Origin of the sequence: Pseudomonas sp. O230, from assembly GCF_045447035.1 — a bacterium.
In the GTDB taxonomy this organism is placed as follows: Bacteria; Pseudomonadota; Gammaproteobacteria; order Pseudomonadales; family Pseudomonadaceae; genus Aquipseudomonas.
Genome location: NZ_JBJGXN010000003.1, coordinates 100,594 through 118,093 on the forward strand (window position 1 = coordinate 100,594; position 17,500 = coordinate 118,093).

18 protein-coding genes are annotated in these 17,500 nt (G+C 61.4%); 4 read left to right on the forward strand and 14 right to left on the reverse strand.

Annotation, left to right across the window (positions count from 1 at the left end):
- Positions 1 to 44: 44 nt before the first annotated feature.
- The 8 genes from ACI77H_RS06785 to paaA form a co-directional block, all read right to left on the reverse strand.
- Complete coding sequence (locus ACI77H_RS06785; protein ID WP_407011118.1) at positions 45 to 1,298, reverse strand: OprD family porin; 1,254 nt, start codon at positions 1,296 to 1,298, stop codon at positions 45 to 47.
- A 32-nt stretch (positions 1,299 to 1,330) separates the two neighbouring features.
- Positions 1,331 to 2,977, reverse strand: coding sequence for a cation acetate symporter (locus ACI77H_RS06790; RefSeq protein ID WP_407011119.1), 1,647 nt, complete (start codon positions 2,975 to 2,977; stop codon positions 1,331 to 1,333).
- The gene (locus tag ACI77H_RS06795; RefSeq protein ID WP_407011120.1) at positions 2,974 to 3,282 is read right to left on the reverse strand and encodes a DUF485 domain-containing protein; all 309 of its coding nucleotides are present in this window, start codon (positions 3,280 to 3,282) and stop codon (positions 2,974 to 2,976) included. The genes ACI77H_RS06790 and ACI77H_RS06795 overlap by 4 nt, the downstream gene beginning before the upstream one ends.
- A gap of 175 nt (positions 3,283 to 3,457) precedes the next feature.
- On the reverse strand, positions 3,458 to 4,534 hold the full coding sequence (gene paaE / locus ACI77H_RS06800; RefSeq protein ID WP_407011121.1) for a 1,2-phenylacetyl-CoA epoxidase subunit PaaE: 1,077 nt from the start codon (positions 4,532 to 4,534) through the stop codon (positions 3,458 to 3,460).
- A 33-nt stretch (positions 4,535 to 4,567) separates the two neighbouring features.
- A complete protein-coding gene (gene paaD, locus ACI77H_RS06805) occupies positions 4,568 to 5,101 on the reverse strand; it encodes a 1,2-phenylacetyl-CoA epoxidase subunit PaaD (RefSeq protein WP_407011122.1) in 534 nt (177 codons plus the stop codon).
- Entirely contained in the window at positions 5,088 to 5,849 is a 762-nt protein-coding gene (gene paaC / locus ACI77H_RS06810; RefSeq protein ID WP_407011124.1) for a 1,2-phenylacetyl-CoA epoxidase subunit PaaC, read from the reverse strand. The genes paaD and paaC overlap by 14 nt, the downstream gene beginning before the upstream one ends.
- An 8-nt stretch (positions 5,850 to 5,857) precedes the next feature.
- The gene (gene paaB / locus ACI77H_RS06815) at positions 5,858 to 6,139 is read right to left on the reverse strand and encodes a 1,2-phenylacetyl-CoA epoxidase subunit PaaB (RefSeq protein ID WP_007943393.1); all 282 of its coding nucleotides are present in this window, start codon (positions 6,137 to 6,139) and stop codon (positions 5,858 to 5,860) included.
- Positions 6,140 to 6,166: 27 nt separating this feature from the next.
- Positions 6,167 to 7,156, reverse strand: a complete 990-nt coding sequence (gene paaA, locus ACI77H_RS06820; protein WP_150703178.1) for a 1,2-phenylacetyl-CoA epoxidase subunit PaaA — start codon at positions 7,154 to 7,156, stop codon at positions 6,167 to 6,169.
- Between the two features lie 221 nt (positions 7,157 to 7,377).
- On the opposite strand from paaA, the gene ACI77H_RS06825 reads away from it, so the two are divergent.
- Positions 7,378 to 7,914, forward strand: coding sequence for a hypothetical protein (locus ACI77H_RS06825; RefSeq protein ID WP_407011126.1), 537 nt, complete (start codon positions 7,378 to 7,380; stop codon positions 7,912 to 7,914).
- 269 nt (positions 7,915 to 8,183) lie between these two features.
- On the opposite strand, the gene paaK is transcribed toward ACI77H_RS06825, so the two are convergent.
- The 6 genes from paaK to paaF all read right to left on the reverse strand — a co-directional run bounded on the left by paaK (position 8,184) and on the right by paaF (position 14,389).
- Positions 8,184 to 9,509, reverse strand: a complete 1,326-nt coding sequence (paaK, locus tag ACI77H_RS06830; RefSeq protein WP_407011127.1) for a phenylacetate--CoA ligase PaaK — start codon at positions 9,507 to 9,509, stop codon at positions 8,184 to 8,186.
- 99 nt (positions 9,510 to 9,608) lie between these two features.
- Complete coding sequence (pcaF, locus tag ACI77H_RS06835; RefSeq protein ID WP_407011128.1) at positions 9,609 to 10,820, reverse strand: 3-oxoadipyl-CoA thiolase; 1,212 nt, start codon at positions 10,818 to 10,820, stop codon at positions 9,609 to 9,611.
- Positions 10,813 to 11,262 (reverse strand): hydroxyphenylacetyl-CoA thioesterase PaaI, encoded by a 450-nt coding sequence (gene paaI / locus ACI77H_RS06840; RefSeq protein ID WP_407011130.1) that lies wholly within the window; start codon positions 11,260 to 11,262, stop codon positions 10,813 to 10,815. Before paaI ends, pcaF begins: the two co-directional genes overlap by 8 nt.
- Complete coding sequence (paaH, locus tag ACI77H_RS06845) at positions 11,255 to 12,772, reverse strand: 3-hydroxyacyl-CoA dehydrogenase PaaH (RefSeq protein ID WP_407011131.1); 1,518 nt, start codon at positions 12,770 to 12,772, stop codon at positions 11,255 to 11,257. The genes paaI and paaH overlap by 8 nt, the downstream gene beginning before the upstream one ends.
- A 3-nt stretch (positions 12,773 to 12,775) precedes the next feature.
- A complete protein-coding gene (gene paaG, locus ACI77H_RS06850) occupies positions 12,776 to 13,567 on the reverse strand; it encodes a 2-(1,2-epoxy-1,2-dihydrophenyl)acetyl-CoA isomerase PaaG (protein ID WP_407011132.1) in 792 nt (263 codons plus the stop codon).
- 48 nt (positions 13,568 to 13,615) lie between these two features.
- Positions 13,616 to 14,389 (reverse strand): 2,3-dehydroadipyl-CoA hydratase PaaF, encoded by a 774-nt coding sequence (gene paaF / locus ACI77H_RS06855; RefSeq protein ID WP_407011133.1) that lies wholly within the window; start codon positions 14,387 to 14,389, stop codon positions 13,616 to 13,618.
- A 360-nt stretch (positions 14,390 to 14,749) separates the two neighbouring features.
- Between paaF and paaY the strand changes: the two genes are divergently transcribed.
- The 3 genes from paaY to feaR all read left to right on the forward strand — a co-directional run bounded on the left by paaY (position 14,750) and on the right by feaR (position 17,378).
- Positions 14,750 to 15,346, forward strand: a complete 597-nt coding sequence (paaY, locus tag ACI77H_RS06860; protein ID WP_407011135.1) for a phenylacetic acid degradation protein PaaY — start codon at positions 14,750 to 14,752, stop codon at positions 15,344 to 15,346.
- 108 nt (positions 15,347 to 15,454) lie between these two features.
- On the forward strand, positions 15,455 to 16,378 hold the full coding sequence (paaX, locus tag ACI77H_RS06865) for a phenylacetic acid degradation operon negative regulatory protein PaaX (RefSeq protein WP_407011136.1): 924 nt from the start codon (positions 15,455 to 15,457) through the stop codon (positions 16,376 to 16,378).
- Between the two features lie 85 nt (positions 16,379 to 16,463).
- Complete coding sequence (feaR, locus tag ACI77H_RS06870) at positions 16,464 to 17,378, forward strand: transcriptional regulator FeaR (protein WP_407011138.1); 915 nt, start codon at positions 16,464 to 16,466, stop codon at positions 17,376 to 17,378.
- Positions 17,379 to 17,500 lie beyond the last annotated feature (122 nt).

Consider the following 17,500-nt stretch of genomic DNA (forward strand, 5'->3'; position numbering starts at 1 on the left):
GTTATGAAAGGTGTTGGCGCGGCCGCGACCGCGCCTTTCAGGAATTACCAAAGCGCCACGGTGTAACCGACGATCAGCCGGTTTTCATCGAGGGCGGTGCTCAAGCCATTGCCGGAACGGAAGGTCACGTTGCGCCAGCGCAGGCTGACGTCCTTGAACGGGCCGCTCTGGATGACATAAGCGATGTCGGTGTCGCGCTCCCATTCACGGCCGTTGTCGACGGTGCCGGCCTTGACGTGGCGGCCGTCGGTGTAGCGGGTCATGAAGGTCAGGCCGGGGATGCCTTGCGCCGCGAAGTCATAGTCATAACGCAGCTGCCAGGAGTCCTCGTCGGCGCGGGTGTAGGTGTTGTAGGTCACCAGGTTGACCACGTACGGATCGCCGCCGTTGAGAAACGGAAAGGCACTGTCGCCGGACAATTGCTGGTACGTGGCACTGACTTTGTGGGCCCCGTGGGACACGGTGAACATGCTGTTGAAGTTGCGGTTGTCGATACGCCCGGCGCGCTCGGCGCCGTCGCCCCGGCTGTCGAAATAGCGCACATCGCTGCGCAGATTAAAACCGTTGCCCAGCGGCTGGGTATGCACCAGCCCGACGAACTGCTGGCGATAAATCTGCTCGAGCTTGCCGTAGTAGTAGCTCAGGTTCAGTTGCGGACTGAACGCGTAGCTACCGCCGGCAAAGTCGAAGTGAGCGCTGCTGGCGGCGCCGTAACCGATGTCATCGTTGCTGGATGAATCCCGCAGATTGGCCTTGGTCAGGCGCCCGGTATTGACTGTCAGGCCGCTGATTTCCTGGCTGGTCAGCATGCCGCCCTCGAAGGTCGAGCCCAGCAGGCGGGTGTCGTTGTAGGTCGCCACCGGCAGCAAGGGTTGCAGGGTGCCGAGCTTCAACACGCTTTTCGACACCCGCAGCTTGCCGGTCAGCCCCAGCTCGCTGAACTCGTCCGCCGGCTCATGGCTGTTCCGGCCGAAGGGCAACAGCCCGGTGCCACGGCGATCCGGGCTGGAGTCGAGTTTCAGTCCCAGTTCCCCCAGCGCGTCGAGACCGAAGCCGAAAGTGCCATCGGTGAACCCTGACTCGATGCGCGCGGTGAAGCCCTGCGCCCATTCTTCAGCCTTGGATTGCGCCGCGTTGTCCTGACGGAAATCGCGATTGATGTAGTGGTTGCGCATTTCAATGCGCGCCTTGCTGTCGTCGATGAAGTCGGCCATGGCGCTGGGGGCGACCATGGGCAGGCTCAATGCGGCGGCCAGCGAAAACAGTGATTCGTAAGGTGCAGAACGTGCGGGCTTCATTGTTTTTATTCCCTGCCATCAGTCGGTCGTGATTAGTGCTTGCTGGCGCCGGAGGCACCGATGCCCGTCATCGAACGGATGAACTGCGCCAGGTAATGGCCGCGCTCAAGGGCCGCTCGCGGCGAGGTGTCGGTGACCGAAAACAGCCAGGCACTGAAAAACGCGAGGCTCATGGAAAACAGCGCCGGGTTGGAATAGGGGAACAGCGCTTTGTCGTGATGCAGCACGTTGACCCACACCGCCGGGCTCAGCACCAGCAGGACAATCGCCGAGAACAGACCCGCCAGGCTGCCGGTGACTGCACCGCGAGTGGTCAGGCCCTTCCAGTACATCGAAAGGAACAGCACCGGGAAATTCACCGACGCGGCGATGGCCAGCACCAGACCGGAAAGGAACGCGATGTTCTGTGATTCGAACAGCAGGCCGAGAATGATCGCCAGTACGCCGATGCACAGCGTGGCAATGCGCGACACGCGGATTTCCTGCTGCTCGCTGGCCTGACCCTTGCGCATCACGCAGGCATACAGATCGTGGGACACCGCCGAGGCGCCGGACAACGCCAAACCGGCGACCACCGCCAGAATGGTGGCGAAGGCGACCGCCGAGATGAAGCCCAGGAACAGGTTGCCGCCCACGGCTTGCGCCAGGTGCACGGCGATCATGTTGCCGCCGCCGATGATCGCGCCGTTGGCATCGCGGAACGCAGGATCGGTGCCGACCATCACGATGGCGCCGAAGCCGACAATGATCAGCAGCAGGTAGAAGTAGCCGATGAAACCAGTGGCGTAGAACACGCTTTTACGCGCTTCCTTGGCATCGCTGACGGTGAAGAAACGCATCAGGATATGCGGCAGGCCGGCCGTGCCGAACATCATGCCCAGCCCCAGCGAGATTGCATCGATCGGGTTCGACAGCAAACCACCGGGTGCCATGATCGCGTTGCCTTTGGCGTGCACGGCGGTGGCGCCGGCGAACATCGCTTCGGTGCTGAAACCGAAATGCTTGAGCACCATGAACGCCATGAACGTGGTGCCGAACAGCAGCATTACCGCTTTGATGATCTGCACCCAGGTGGTGGCGAGCATGCCGCCGAAGGTCACGTAGAACACCATCAACACGCCGACCAGCATCACCGCGTAGAGGTAGTCGATGCCGAACAGCAACTCGATCAGTTTGCCGGCGCCGACCATCTGCGCCACCAGGTACATCAGCGCGACGGTCAACGTGCCGAACGCCGAGGTCAGGCGCACCGGGGTTTGTTCGAGGCGATAGGAGACCACATCGGCGAAGGTGTATTTGCCGAGGTTGCGCAGGCGTTCGGCGATCAGGAACAAAATGATCGGCCAGCCCGCCAACACGCCCAGCGCGTAGAGCAAGCCATCGTAGCCATTGAGGAACATCATCGCCGAGATGCCGAGGAAGGACGCTGCGGAGATCATGTCACCGGCAATTGCCAGGCCGTTCTGGAAACCGGTCATGCCACCGCCCGCAGTGTAGAAGTCGCTGGCGGAACGGGTGCGCAACGCGGCCCAACGCGTGACGCCGAGGGTGAACAGCACGAACACCAGGAACATGCCGATGGCGTTCCAGTTCAATGGGCGGGACGCGCCGTCGGCCGCTGCCGCAAAGTCAGCGACGAAGGCCAGAGGCAGCAGGAACAACGCGAGAAGGCGGCTCATCGGGCGCACTCCTGTTTCAGTTTGTCGTTGAGAGGGTCGATGACGTTATTGGCGCGATAGACGTAAAAACCGGTCAGTGCGAAGGCCAGCACCACGATTACCACGCCGACCAGCATGCCCACCGAGGTCACGCCGCCGCTCAAGGACTGGCCGAGGGTGGCGGGGGAGAACGCCACCAGCAACACGAAGCCGAAATAGATCACCAGCATGATCAGCGACAGCGACCAGTACAGGTTCTGTTTGCGGCGAACCAGCTCGATGAAATCCGGGTGCTGGCGGATGAGTTCTACGTCTGTGGGTGTCATGGCGCGCTCTCTGTTTGTTGTTTTTGTTGTGGGGTGAAACGGTGTATCCCGGTCGATTACTGGCCCCTGTGGGAGCGAGCCTGCTCGCGATAGCGGTGGGCCAGCCGCGATTGATGTTGGATGGGCTGCCTTCATCGCGAGCAGGCTCGCTCCCACAGGGGTTTTGCGTTGTGTCTTAGAGCTGGTCGAAATCCAGCACAACCTTGTCGCTGATCGGGAATGCCTGGCACGACAGGACATAACCGGCAGCCACTTCGTAATCTTCCAGGGCGTGGTTGCTGTCCATTTCCACTTCGCCTTCGATGACCTTGCATTTGCAGGTCGAGCACACGCCGGCCTTGCACGAATAGGGCAGCTCGGCACCCTGGGCGTTGCCGGCGTCGAGGATGCTCTGGCTGTTGCGCGGCAGGTCGAAGGCCAGGGCACGACCATCGCTGATCACGGTGATCTGGCTGACGGCGGCATCCACTTGCCGGGCTGCTTCACGGGCCTCGCGTTTTTGCTGGCTGCCGGCGGCGGCGAACAGTTCGAAGTGGATTCGCTCAGGCGCCATGCCTTTGGCTTTCAAGCTGTCGCGCACGGTTTCGGTCATCTCCTGCGGGCCACAGATGAACGCCGCGTCGAGGGCTTTGACGTCCAGCCAGCGGGAGAACAGTTGCTCGCATTTCTCGGCGTTGATCCGGCCGTTGTACAGGTCGACATCCTGCTGCTCGCGGCTGAACACGAAGATCAGGTTCAAGCGCTGCAAGTAGCGGTTTTTCAGGTCTTCCAGCTGTTCGCGAAACAGCGCGCCGGAACTTGAGCGGTTGCCATACAGCAGCGTGACGCGGCTGTGCGGTTCGGTTTGCAGGGTGGTCTTGATGATCGACAGGATCGGCGTGATGCCGCTGCCTGCTGCAACCGCCAGGTATTGACCGTGACGAGCCGGATCGAGCTCGACATGAAAGTGCCCGGCTGGCGGCATCACTTCCAGGTTGTGCCCAACCTTCAACTGCTCATTGGCGAATGCGGAAAACCGCCCACCGGCCACACGCTTGATCGCGACGCGCAGTTCACCGTCATTGACGCCGGTGCAGATCGAATACGAACGACGCACTTCTTCACCGTCCATCTGCGTGCGCATCACCAGGTGCTGGCCCTGGGTGAAGTGAAAACTGTCTTGCAGGTGCTGCGGAATCTCGAAGGCGATGGACACCGCGTCACGGGTCTCGGCGCGCACGTCCTTGATGGTCAGGCTGTGAAATTTGCTCATTATTGTTCTCCAGCTGGGACGGCCGATCGCCGCTCAGATGCACTTGAAATAGTCGAACGGCTCGCGGCACTCGACGCAGCGGTACAACGCCTTGCACGCGGTGGAACCGAACTCGCTGAGCACTTCGGTGTGCGCGCTGCCGCATTGCGGGCAGAGGATCACCGGGCTTTCGCCGAGCAGGCTGCGCTTGCTGGTGCTGCCGTCTGGCGGTGCGATGCCATAAGCGCGCAGGCGTTCGCGGCCGCTGTCGGTGATCCAGTCGGTGGTCCACGCCGGGGTCAATTTGCGTTCCAGTTGCGGTGCCCTGAAGCCAGCGAGCTCCAGCGCGTCGCGAATATCGCTTTCGATCACTTCGGTGGCGGGGCAGCCGGAGTAGGTCGGCGTGACCACCACGTGCAGATGCCCGGCCTGCCAGTCGAGATCGCGCACGATGCCCAGGTCAACCACGCTGACCACCGGCACTTCCGGGTCCATGACCTGCGCCAGGGTCGCCCACGCGGCGGCCAGGTCAGTCGGTTGGGCCGGCCGGGCGCCGAGGTCGCTGGCGATCAGCTCACCAGGTCGCATCGGGGTACGCTCGTGGCAGGAATTGCATCTCGGCCAACAGAATGCCGAGGTGTTCGGTGTGCAGCCCCTTGCGCGCATTCAGGTAGAAATAGCTCGGCGCGGCAGGCACGGGCAGGGTGGCGCTGGCGAAAATCGCGTTGACCTTGGCTTGCCAGGCCGCAGCGACCTGCGCGGCGTTCGGGGTGATCCCGGCTGCGTGCAAACGCTGTTCGCTGTCATCGGCACTGGTCAGTTCAACGGTGAAGCGCCAGACCTCAGGGATCGCCGCGAGCATGCGTTTGTGGCTTTCCTCGGTGCCGTCACCCAGACGCTCGACCCACTCGCCGGAACGGCGCAGGTGATAGGTGACTTCCTTGACCGCTTTGGCGGCGATCCCGGCGATGCGTTCGTCGCTGGACTGGCTCAGGCCGCTGAGCACTTGCAGGTGCCAGGCGTCGTAGACAAATTGCTTGAGGATGGTCACCGCATAATCGCCGTTGGGTTGTTCCACCAGCAGCAGGTTGCGATAGGCGCGCTCATCGCGGCGGAACGCCAGGTGATCGGCATCGCGACCGTCGTCCAGCAGTTCGGCGGCGTATTCCAGCCAGTTGCGTGCCTGGCCGACGAGGTCGAGGCCGACGTTCATCAGCGCCAGTTCTTCTTCCAGCGCCGGCGCCTTGCCGCACCATTGGCACAGGCGCTGACCCTGGATCAGGGCGCTGTCGCCGAGGCGCAGCAGGTATTCGATCAAATCAGTCTGGTTGTTCATGGTCGACCTCACATGTGCCCGACTTCGGCCGGCAGCTCGTAGAAGCTGGCGTGGCGGTAGACCTTGTCGTCCGACGGGTCGAACAGCGGGTCTTTTTCATCCGGCGAGGAGGCGGTGATCAGCGCCGAAGGCACGACCCACAGGCTCACGCCTTCGCTGCGACGGGTATAGAGCTCGCGCGCGTTTTCGATGGCCATGGTGGTGTCGGCGGCATGCACGCTGCCGACATGCTTGTGGTTGAGGCCGTGCTTGCTGCGCACGAAGACTTCGAAGAGGGTCCATTCAGACATTTCATTGACTCCACATCAGGTGGCCGATCAGGCGGCGTTCTTGTTCTGTTTTTTGCGTGCGTGGGCGACCGCGGCTTCGCGAACCCAGGCACCGTCTTCAATGGCTTTGCGACGGGTGGCGACGCGTTCCTGGTTGCACGGGCCGTTGCCCTTGAGCACTTCGTAGAATTCGCTCCACTGGATTTCGCCGAAGTCGTAGTGACCGCGTTCGGCGTTCCACTTCAGGTCCGGGTCGGGGCAGGTGCAGCCGAGCAATTCGAGTTGCGGGATGGTCTGGTCGATGAAGCGCTGGCGCAGTTCGTCGTTGCTCTGGCGCTTGATTTTCCAGGCCATGGATTGCGCGCTGTTTGGCGAGTGTTCGTCGCTTGGGCCGAACATCATCAGCGACGGCCACCACAGGCGGTTGATCGCGTCCTGGACCATGTCTTTTTGCGCCTGAGTGCCGTGGCGCATCATGGTCAAAAGGATTTCGTAGCCCTGGCGCTGGTGGAAACTTTCTTCCTTGCAGATGCGCACCATGGCCCGGGAGTAGGGGCCATAAGAGGTGCGCTGCAGGACCACCTGATTGACGATTGCCGCACCGTCCACCAACCAGCCCACCGCGCCCATGTCGGCCCAGTTCAGCGTCGGGTAATTGAAGATGCTCGAATACTTGGCTTTGCCGCTGTGCAGCTTGGCGATTTCTTCATCGCGGTCGGCACCGAGGGTTTCCATCGCGCTGTACAGGTACAAACCGTGGCCGGCTTCGTCCTGAATCTTGGCCATCAGTTGCAGTTTGCGTTTGAGCGATGGCGCGCGGGTGACCCAGTTGCCTTCGGGCAGCATGCCGACGATTTCCGAGTGGGCGTGCTGGGAGATTTGCCGGATCAGGGTTTGGCGATAGGCGTCAGGCATCCAGTTTTTGGCTTCGATCTTGATTTCTGAATCGATTTTTTCCTGGAAGGCGCGTTCCTGTTCGGACATCTCCGAAAGGTCTTTGATGCGCTTTACGCCGGTTTCTACGAGCTGTGCGTACATGTGGGGTCTCCCGCCTTGAATCTGATGCTAGGGCATGGAGAACTTTATAAGCGATACAGAAATTAATATCAAACATAAAACATCGTGTCGTATGTATTTTTGTATCGCTTTTGATGTGTGGAGCAAGCCCGGTTTCTGGACAGGCTGATGGCGCCTTAGTAGCATCCGTCGCTTACCGGCTGAACGGCTCGTCGTCGGTGACAGAATTTCAAGGAGTGGGTATGCAGGACTTCACCTTCGGCAAGGTCAGGATTCATTTTCACATCGAGCACGGAGTGGTGATCCGCAACACGCCGAGCCGTCGTGTGGCCTGGATCAGAACGAAGGAAGGCGATGAGCTCCGTCTGGAATATGCTTTTGAAGATTTCCATTTACGCAAAGGTCATGAGGTTTACGTGATCTACGCCGGAAGTTCACACAAGGAAGACATGTACCCCGTGCTTCTGCGCAATCACCATCTTTCCCTCAGTTTCGACTTGGAATCGAGTGATTTTCTCTACCAGGAATTGATCCCGACTATGCGCGGCAACGGGTGGATTTTGGCGGTTCTGTTGATCCCATGGCCTTTCATCTTTTTACTGTCCGGCCAGTGGTGGGGAGGGATCGTGCTGCCGTTGATCTATTTAATGACAGTGGTAAAGCGCGACGACAGGCGCAAAGCACGACTGGTGCCTGAGCTGGATAACCACATCTACATGCTGGACAGGCGCGCCACTGCCAGACGCGTCGTCACCAGAGCGCTCTCGCGTAATCTCTGACTCGTTCGTTGTGATTCACATGACCCTGTAGGAGCTGGCTTGTCGGGTCGCCGCATCGCAGCGATGGGCGTCAACGATGACGCGGGTTGTCTGGATGAGCGCGGTGTCTGGACGCTTTTCGCCAGCAAGCCGGCTCCTACAAGGACCGTGTACATCCGCGAGAATCGGGTTGCCTATAAAGCCTTCGCGAGCTGGCTCGCTCCCACAGAGTTCGTGCGCGGGCACCCCAAAAAAAGCCCCGCAAAAGCGGGGCTTAAAGGGTGCAGCAGTCATGCTTTCGGGCGTTTGTCCATCACGTGACAAGCCTTGCCCTCAGAGCGCTTGATCGAATGGAAGGGCTGCAAAACAATCCGCGAACTGATCCCGATATATGTCTTGATATGCCGACTCAATTCGCCGCAGACAGCCTTCTGCTGCTCATCGCTCAAGTGCTGGTGTTCGGCCTTCAACTCGACATGCACATCAACACTGTCCAGGTTCCCATTGCGATACAGATGAATCTCATAACACTCTGAAAGCTGTTTGATTTTCAGCACCTGCTCCTCGATCTGCGTTGGAAACACGTTGACCCCGCGAATGATCAACATGTCATCGCTGCGCCCGGTGATCTTGTCGATCCGCCGCATCGGCCGTGCAGTGCCCGGCAGCAAGCGAGTCAGGTCGCGGGTGCGGTAGCGGATCATCGGCAAGGCTTCCTTGCTCAGCGACGTAAACACCAGTTCGCCCATCTGCCCGTCCGGCAGCACTTCGCCGGTGACCGGGTCGATGATTTCCGGGTAGAAGTGGTCTTCCCAGATGGTCGGCCCGTCCTTGGTTTCCGCGCATTCCATGGCGACGCCCGGCCCCATGATTTCCGAGAGGCCGTAGATGTCCAGTGCGGTGATGCCCAAACGGTTCTCGATGGCGTTGCGCAGTTCGCCGGTCCACGGCTCGGCGCCGAAGATGCCCAGGCGCAAAGCCAGTTTGTGCGGGTCGATGCCCTGGCGCTCGATTTCATCGGCGATGTTGAGCATGTACGACGGCGTGACCATGATGATGTCCGGCTGGAAATCCTTGATCAGTTGCACTTGTTTTTCGGTCTGGCCGCCGGACATCGGGATTACCGTGCAGCCCAGGCGTTCGGCACCGTAGTGCGCGCCGAGGCCGCCGGTGAACAGGCCGTAGCCATAGGAAATGTGCACTTTGTCACCCCGTCGACCGCCCGCCGCACGAATGGAGCGTGCGACCACGTTGGCCCAGGTGTCGATGTCGTTCTGCGTGTAGCCGACGACCGTCGGTTTGCCGGTGGTGCCGCTGGACGCGTGCAGGCGCACCACGTCCTGCATTGGCACGGCGAACATGCCGTAAGGGTAGTTGTCGCGCAGGTCGGTTTTGGTGGTGAACGGAAACTTCGCCAGGTCTTCCAGGCATTTGATGTCATCCGGGTGTACGCCCAGCGCATCGAAGCGCTGACGGTACAGCGGCACATTGTTGTAGGCGTGGTTGAGGCTCCAGCGCAGACGCTCCAGCTGATGCTGGCGGAGTTCGTCGATGCTGGCGGTTTCCAGCGGGTCCAGCACGGGATTAAGCACGGCGTTGGCAATTGGCATGTTCATAACTTCACTCGAATTATTTTTGTGTTTCAGCCTGGCCGCAGCCGGGCTTTGAGTGCATGCCCCAAGGATACCTCTCGGCTCCTTGGGAATCGCGATTCTTTAGTCGGGCAGGCGCTCGATGATCAGCGCGATGCCCTGGCCGACGCCGATGCACATGGTGCACAAGGCGTAGCGGCCGTGACGTTCTTCCAGTTCGTGCAGGGCGGTGGTTACCAGCCGTGCGCCGCTCATGCCCAGCGGGTGACCGAGGGCGATGGCGCCACCATTGGGATTGACCCGCGGATCGGTGTCGCTCAGACCCAATTCACGCAACACCGCCAGGCCTTGCGCGGCGAAGGCTTCGTTGAGTTCGATCACGTCCATGTCGGCGAGGCTCAGGTTCGCCAGTTCCAGCACCTTGCGCGTGGCCGGCACCGGGCCGATGCCCATGATGCGCGGCTCGACACCGGCCGTGGCCATAGCGACGACCCGGCCACGTGCCTTGAGGCCGTGGCGTTTGGCGACCGCCGGACTGGCCAGCAACAGCGCACAGGCGCCGTCATTGACCCCGGAAGCGTTGCCTGCGGTGACGCTGCCGCCTTCGCGAAACGGCGTGCCGAGCTTCTGCAACTGCTCAAGGGTGGTGTCACCGCGTGGATGCTCATCGTGCTCGACGACTTTGGCCGGGCCTTTGCGCTGCGGGATTTCGACCGCGACGATTTCCCTGGCCAGACGCCCACTGGCCTGGGCCGCGCTGGCGCGTTGCTGGCTGCGCAGGGCGAAGGCGTCCTGGTCGGCGCGGGAGATGTTGAACTGTTCGGCGACGTTCTCGGCAGTCTCCGGCATCGAGTCGATGCCGTAGGTTTTTTTCATCAGCGGATTGACGAAGCGCCAGCCGATGGTGGTGTCGTAGAGCTGTGCGTCACGGGAAAAGGCCTGTTCGGCCTTGCCCATGACCAACGGCGCGCGGGACATCGATTCGACGCCGCCGACCAGCATCAGCCCGGCTTCGCCGCAGCGAATCGCCCGCGCTGCGGTGCCGATGGCATCGAGCCCGGAACCGCACAAACGGTTGAGCGTGGTGCCCGGCACGCTGACTGGCAGGCCGGCCAGGAGCGCCGACATGCGCGCAACGTTGCGATTGTCTTCGCCAGCCTGGTTGGCGCAGCCGTAGATCACGTCATCCACGGCGTTCCAGTTGACCTGCGGGTGGCGGCGCAATAATTCACGCAGCGGCACCGCGCCGAGGTCGTCGGCGCGCACGCTGCTCAAGGCGCCGGCGTAGCGGCCGATAGGGGTCCGCACGGCGTCGATGATCAAGGCGTCATTCATTCGGATTCTCCTGCGCGAGCACAGTGCCGCGCACTTTGTAGGATTTGCCATGGAACAGCGCGATCAGCTGGCCCTGTTGGTTTTCAATGCGCACGTCATAGTTGCCGGTGCGACCGGAGCGGCTTTGCTCGGTGCAATCGGCGGTCAAGGTGTCGCCCAGACGTGCCGGGGCGATGTAGTCGATGCTGCAGCCGATGGCCACCGTGGCGTCGTTGTAGCTGTTGCAGGCGAAAGCGAATGCCGAGTCGGCGAGGGCGAACAGGTAACCGCCGTGGCAAGTGCCGTGGCCCTGAATCATGTCGGTGCGCACGCTCATGCCGACGCGGGCGCAGCCCGGTGCCGCCGAGAGCAGGCGCATGCCCATGGCCTGGCTGGCGGCGTCGCGCTTGAACAGTGTCTGCGCGCAGTCGCTGGCGAGGTTCATCGCTTCGTGGTTAGTCATGGAACGTCCTCCCTTCGGCAACACGGCGGCGCAACAGCAGCGACGGTCGATAGCGTTGTTCGCCATAGCTTGCTTGCAGGTTTTCCAGCACCTTGAGGATGTGCGCGAGGCCGATGGCGTCGGCCCAGGCCAGCGGGCCTTGGGGGTAATTGACCCCGGCGCGCATCGCCAGATCGATGTCGGCGGCCGACGCCACGCCTTGCAGTACGGCGTCGGCGGCTTCGTTGGCGAGCATCGCGACGGTGCGCAATACCGCGAGCGCCGGGCTGTCGCTGAGTGGGCTGACGCTGAATCCGGCCTGTTGCAGCAGGGCAATGCCTTGTTCCAGGGCGGATGGCTCGATGTCGGCCGCGTAGCTGATCGCGATTCGGCTGGCGGTGCCGTAGTCGAAGGCGAGGTCCAGCAGGATCAGATTGCGCAAGCCGTCTTCTTTCCCGCGTTGACACGCCATGCGCCCGTCGCTCAAGGCCAGCACCGCATCGCCAACTCGCAGCAGACCTTGGCCGTCACGCTCAATGACCTCGACGTTGTGTTCACGAAGGCGCGAGATCAAACCGTTGGCCATCCCGAGGTCGCCTTCGACAACGCAGGTTGCAACGGTTTGTTCGCTGCTGATAGAGGTTGGCTGCGGACGCTCGGCGCCTTCGGCATAGCGATAGAAACCCTGACCGGTTTTACGTCCCAGGCGCCCGGCGTCGACCAATTCCTTCTGAATCAACGACGGCAGGAAACGCATGTCACCGTAATAAGCATCAAACACCGAACAGGTCACGGCATAGTTGACGTCATGGCCGATCAGATCGGTCAGCTCGAAGGCGCCCATCGCAAAACCACCGGCCTCACGCATCAGCGCATCCAGCGTCGGGCAATCCGCCGCGCCTTCCTGCAACAGTCGCAGGCTTTCGGCGTAGAACGGGCGAGCGACACGGTTGACGATAAAGCCCGGCGTCGAGCGCGTGTGGACGGGTTTTTTGCCCCAGGCTTTGGCGGTGTCGTACAGGCACTCGGCCAACTGCGGATCGCTGGCCAGCCCCGAAACGATTTCCACCAGCGCCATGACCGGCGCCGGGTTGAAGAAGTGCAAACCGAGCAAGCGTTGCGGATGGTTCAGTTGCGCGGCGATGCTGGTGATCGACAGCGACGAGGTGTTGCTGGCCAGAATGCAGTGCTCGCCGCAGATGCCTTCGAGCTGACGGAAGAGGGCGCGTTTGACTTCAAGATTCTCGACGATGGCTTCGATGATCAGCTCGCACTCGGCCAGCGCTTCGATGGCTTCCACGGCGTGCAGGCGCCCAATCGTTGCGCTGCGCGACTCGGCGGACAGTTTGCCGTTCTCGACGCGTTTGCCCAGTTGTCGATCAATGCCTTCAATGGCCTGGGCGGCAGCGCCGGGGCGATTGTCAAGCAGCCACACCGGATGCCCGGCCTGCGCCGCGACCTGGGCAATGCCTGCGCCCATGGCGCCGGCGCCGATCACCGCGATGCGCGCGTTAGCGTTCAATGCCGTCATGACTCAGCGCCCCTTGAAACTTGGGCTGCGTTTTTCCATGAAGGCGCTGACGCCCTCACGGTAATCCTCGCTGCGCCCGGCGAGGCGTTGCAGGTCTTTTTCCAGCTCCAGCTGCTCATCGAAGGTGTTGCTCAGGCTGGCGTTGAGGCTGCGCTTGATCAGCGCCAGGCCATATGTCGGTTGCGTGGCCAGATGACGTGCGAGGGTCAGGGCTTCTTCGCGCAATTGGGCATCGTCGACCACGCGGTAGATCAGCCCCCATTGCTCGGCTTGCTCGGCGGTCAGGCGATTGCCGAGCAAGGCGAGCGCCTTGGCGCGGGCCATGCCGACCAGGCGCGGCAAGGTCCAGGTGCCGCCAGAGTCCGGGATCAAGCCGATCTTGCAGAAGGCCTGGATGAAGCTCGCCGAACGCGCTGCCAATACCAGGTCGCAGGCCAGTGGAATGTTGGCGCCGGCGCCGGCCGCCACGCCGTTGACCGCGCAGATTACCGGCAGCGGCAAATCGCGCAGTTGGCGGATCAGCGGGTTGTAGAACTTCTCGATCGACTCGCCCAGATCCGGCACGGCGCTGCCCGGCGCGACATTGCGGTCGCTGAGGTCTTGCCCGGCGCAGAAGCCGCGACCTTCACCGGTCAGCAACAAAACGCGCACGTCCGGATTCTGCCGCACCTGTTTCAGCGCTTCTTTGACTTCGCCATGCATCTGCGTGTTGAAGCTGTTGAGCTGGTCCGGCCGATTGAGGCTGAGCAGGGCGACGCCGGCCTCGATGGAAAACAGGATGTGTTCGAAGTTCATGGTCTTGGCGCTCTCTGAGAGGTCGATCAAATTCGTTAGCTAACCGGGTTATTGCCCGGTGAAGGTCGGCGTGCGCTTTTCCTGAAAGGCCCGGATGCCTTCGTCGCGGTCGCGGGTGCCAGCCAGCACGGTGAAGGCGTGGCGCTCAAAACGCAGGCCGCTGGCGAGGTCGGTGTCCATCGCCTTCAGTAGCGCTTCTTTGGCCAGGCGCACGGCCAGTGGCGCTTTCGTGGCAATGCTGCGGGCGATCTGCAAGGCGCGTTCGACAGTGAATTCCGGCTGCGTCACTTCGCTGATCAGGCCAGCGCGCTGTGCCTGGCGGGCGTCGATCGGCTCGCCGGTCAGGACCATTTGCATGGCCATGGATTTGCCGACGGCGCGCAGCAGGCGTTGGGTGCCACCGGCGCCGGGCATGATCCCGAGGTTGATTTCCGGCTGGCCGAAGCGGGCGTCTTCACCGGCGATGATGATGTCGGCGTGCATCGCCAGTTCGCAGCCACCGCCGAGGGCGAAGCCGTTGACGGCGGCGATCAGCGGTTTGTTGAAGCGGGTGATGGTTTGCCACGACGCCTGGCGTGGATCGTCGAGGATGCCGACCAGATTGCGCTCGGCCATTTCCTTGATGTCGGCGCCGGCGGCAAAGGCTTTGCGGCTGCCGGTCAGGACCACGACGCGGGTCTCGGCATCGGCTTGTGCAGTTGTCAGTTCGTCCGCCAGTTCACCGAGCAATTCGGTGGTCAGGGCATTCAACGCTTGCGGACGCTGCAGGGTAATCAGGCGGACGCCCGGTTCGAGGAATTCGACAGCAAGGGTTAGAGGCATGGCGGATGCCCTCACGGTGCACGCTCGGCTGTGATGCCGGCTCATTATTGGATCGGCGCGGTAGGCCGGTTTTGTCCGAGTATACCTGTAACGTGATACGCAAATGCAATAGTAAAATTGATTTAATGTGTCTTATTGGTGGTTGTGTGGTTTGATGGCTTCGCTCTTGATGGGATTGGTTAAGCGCTAATTACGCCTGTTTTGTTGGTTTTTACCGAGGTTTTATGCCTTGAAGGAGCGCCGCGGGCCAAGGGCTTTATAAGTGATACGGTTTTTGTGCTTTGTTAATGTAAAAATGATGTGATACAAAATAGGCCTGCATCGGCATCGCTTTGTGAATGCTCTATAAGGAAACGCCCCATGACCTGCTACAGCCTCGATGGCCTGACTCCGGTGGTTGACCCCAGTGCTTATGTTCATCCGTCCGCCGTGTTGATCGGCGACGTGATCATCGGTCCCCATTGCTACATCGGGCCGCTGGCAAGCCTGCGCGGGGATTTCGGCCGGATCGTGCTGGAGGAGGGCGCCAACCTTCAGGACACCTGCGTGATGCACGGTTTTCCGGACAGCGACACCGTGGTTGAACGCAACGGCCATATTGGCCACGGCGCGGTGTTGCACGGCTGCCGGATTGGCGCAGACGCGCTGGTGGGGATGAATGCGGTGGTGATGGACAATGCGCGCATCGGTGCTCGCTCATTCGTCTCGGCCGCCGCGTTCGTCAAGGCCGGATTCGAGTGCGCCGAACAGTCGCTGGTGATGGGCGCTCCGGCCGGCGTCAAGCGCAGCCTCAGCGATGAAGAAGTGTCGTGGAAGCAGGCCGGTACTCGCGAGTATCAGCAACTGGCCAAGCGTTGCCTTGAGCAAATGCGCGTCTGCGAGCCGCTGACCGAGCCGGAGCCCGACCGCCCGCGTATCAGCGACAGTGGTTTGCGGCCCAAGGGCAATTCTCTTTGAGAACGCAATCCCCCTGTAGGAGTCAGCTTGCTGCGGGCTCCTACAGGATTTGCGATTAACCGATGGACTTTCGGTATATTCCTTTTCTTTTTTCAGCTCGGTACGCCCATGTCGTCCCTGACACCTTTGAACCATCTGATTACCCGTTTCCAGGAGCAGACGCCGATCCGCGCCAGCTCCTTGATCATCACGTTGTACGGGGATGCCATCGAGCCTCACGGCGGCACGGTGTGGCTGGGCAGCCTGATTCAGCTGCTCGAGCCCATCGGCATCAACGAACGGTTGATCCGCACCTCGATTTTTCGCCTGACCAAGGAAGGCTGGCTGACCGCCGAAAAAGTCGGGCGCCGTAGCTATTACAGCCTGACCGGCGCCGGTCGTCGGCGTTTCGACAAGGCCTTCAAGCGCGTCTACAGCTCCACCGTGCCGGCCTGGGACGGTTCGTGGTGCCTGGTGATGCTCACGCAATTGACCCAGGACAAACGCAAACAAGTGCGCGAAGAACTGGAATGGCAAGGTTTTGGTGCGATCTCGCCCGCCGTGCTGGCCTGCCCGCGCAGTGATCGGGCGGACGTCAACGCGACGTTGCTCGACCTTGGCGCCCAGGAAGAAACCATCGTCTTCGAAACCACCGCACAAGACGTGCTCGCCTCCAAGGCCCTGCGTTTGCAGGTGCGCGAGAGCTGGAACATCGAGGAACTGGCGGCCCATTACAGCGAGTTCATCCAACTGTTCCGACCGCTCTGGCAAGCGCTTCGCGAGCAGGAAAACCTGCAGCCATCGGACTGCTTCCTGGCACGGGTCCTGCTTATTCATGAGTACCGCAAGTTGCTGTTACGCGACCCGCAATTGCCGGACGAGTTGTTGCCCGGCGATTGGGAAGGACGCGCCGCCCGCCAGTTGTGCCGTAACATTTACCGGTTGATCTACGCCAAGGCCGAAGAGTGGTTGAACAATGCACTGGAAACCGCCGATGGACCGTTGCCCGACGTGGGGGAAAGTTTTTATCGGCGGTTTGGCGGGCTGAAGTAGCCCGTGCCTGTTCAGGGAGCGTGACTGTTCAGGAGAGCCCGTGGATTGGCGTAGATAATAAAAACAAGCCTGCGTGAGGCCCGACATGATTTCTTCAATTGCACAGCGCCGTGATGGCTTCGATCAGTGGATTCATCAGATCAACCAGATCTGTGGCGCCTTCAATGCGCAGCCCCTGGGCGATGAGTTTGCCGGGCAGATCCGCGAGCACCAGGACGGCGCGCTGAAGCTCAGTTTTGTCGATGCCCACCAGGCACGGCTGTACCGCACGCCTCACGAAGTGGCGGCGGGCGAGGGCGGCAAATACTTCGCGGTGTTTCAACTCGATGGCAGCGCCGGCATGGCTCAGGGCGACAGCAAAGTGTTGCTGTCGGCCGGGGATATCACGCTGATCGACGCCTCGCGCCCCAGCGACTTCACCTACAGTGAAAACTCCCGGCAGCTGTCGTTGATTCTGCCGTCGCAACTGGTCGAGCAAACCCTGCGCTTCAATCAGGTCAAGTGCGGTCACCGGATCGCCGCGACATCCCCCATCGCGATGTTCTCGCACCGTTTGATTCTGGACGCCACGCACCAGCAATGCCTGAGTCGGGCAGAAAGCGAAGCGACGCTGGAGGCCATTGTCAGCCTGCTGCGCCCGGCCATCAGTCACAGCGAAGCGTGCGCGGATGTGCACGAGCGTCTTTTCCGCAAGACCCTGGACTTCATTGATGAGCACATACGCTCGGAAGACCTCTGTCCTGAATGGCTGGCGCGGGAGGTCGGGATGTCGACGCGTGGTTTGTACCGGATGTTTGCCAAGAAGGGATTGGTGGTGGCGCGGTACATCAAGAATCGGCGGCTGGATTTGTGCGCCGAGTCCCTGCGCCAATCGCGCACCGAGCAAAAGTTGTCGGTGCTGGGGTATTCGTGGGGCTTTTCCGATTCGAGCTACTTTTCCACTGCGTTCAAATCGCGGTTCGGTATTTCGCCCGGTGAGTACCGCAAAAAGCACGTCTGAGATCCAACGGAATTAACGCATAACCCCTGTGGGAGCGGGCTTGCTCGCGAAGGCGGAGTGTCAGTCAACATCAATGTTATCTGACACTCCGCCTTCGCGAGCAAGCCCGCTCCCACAGGGTT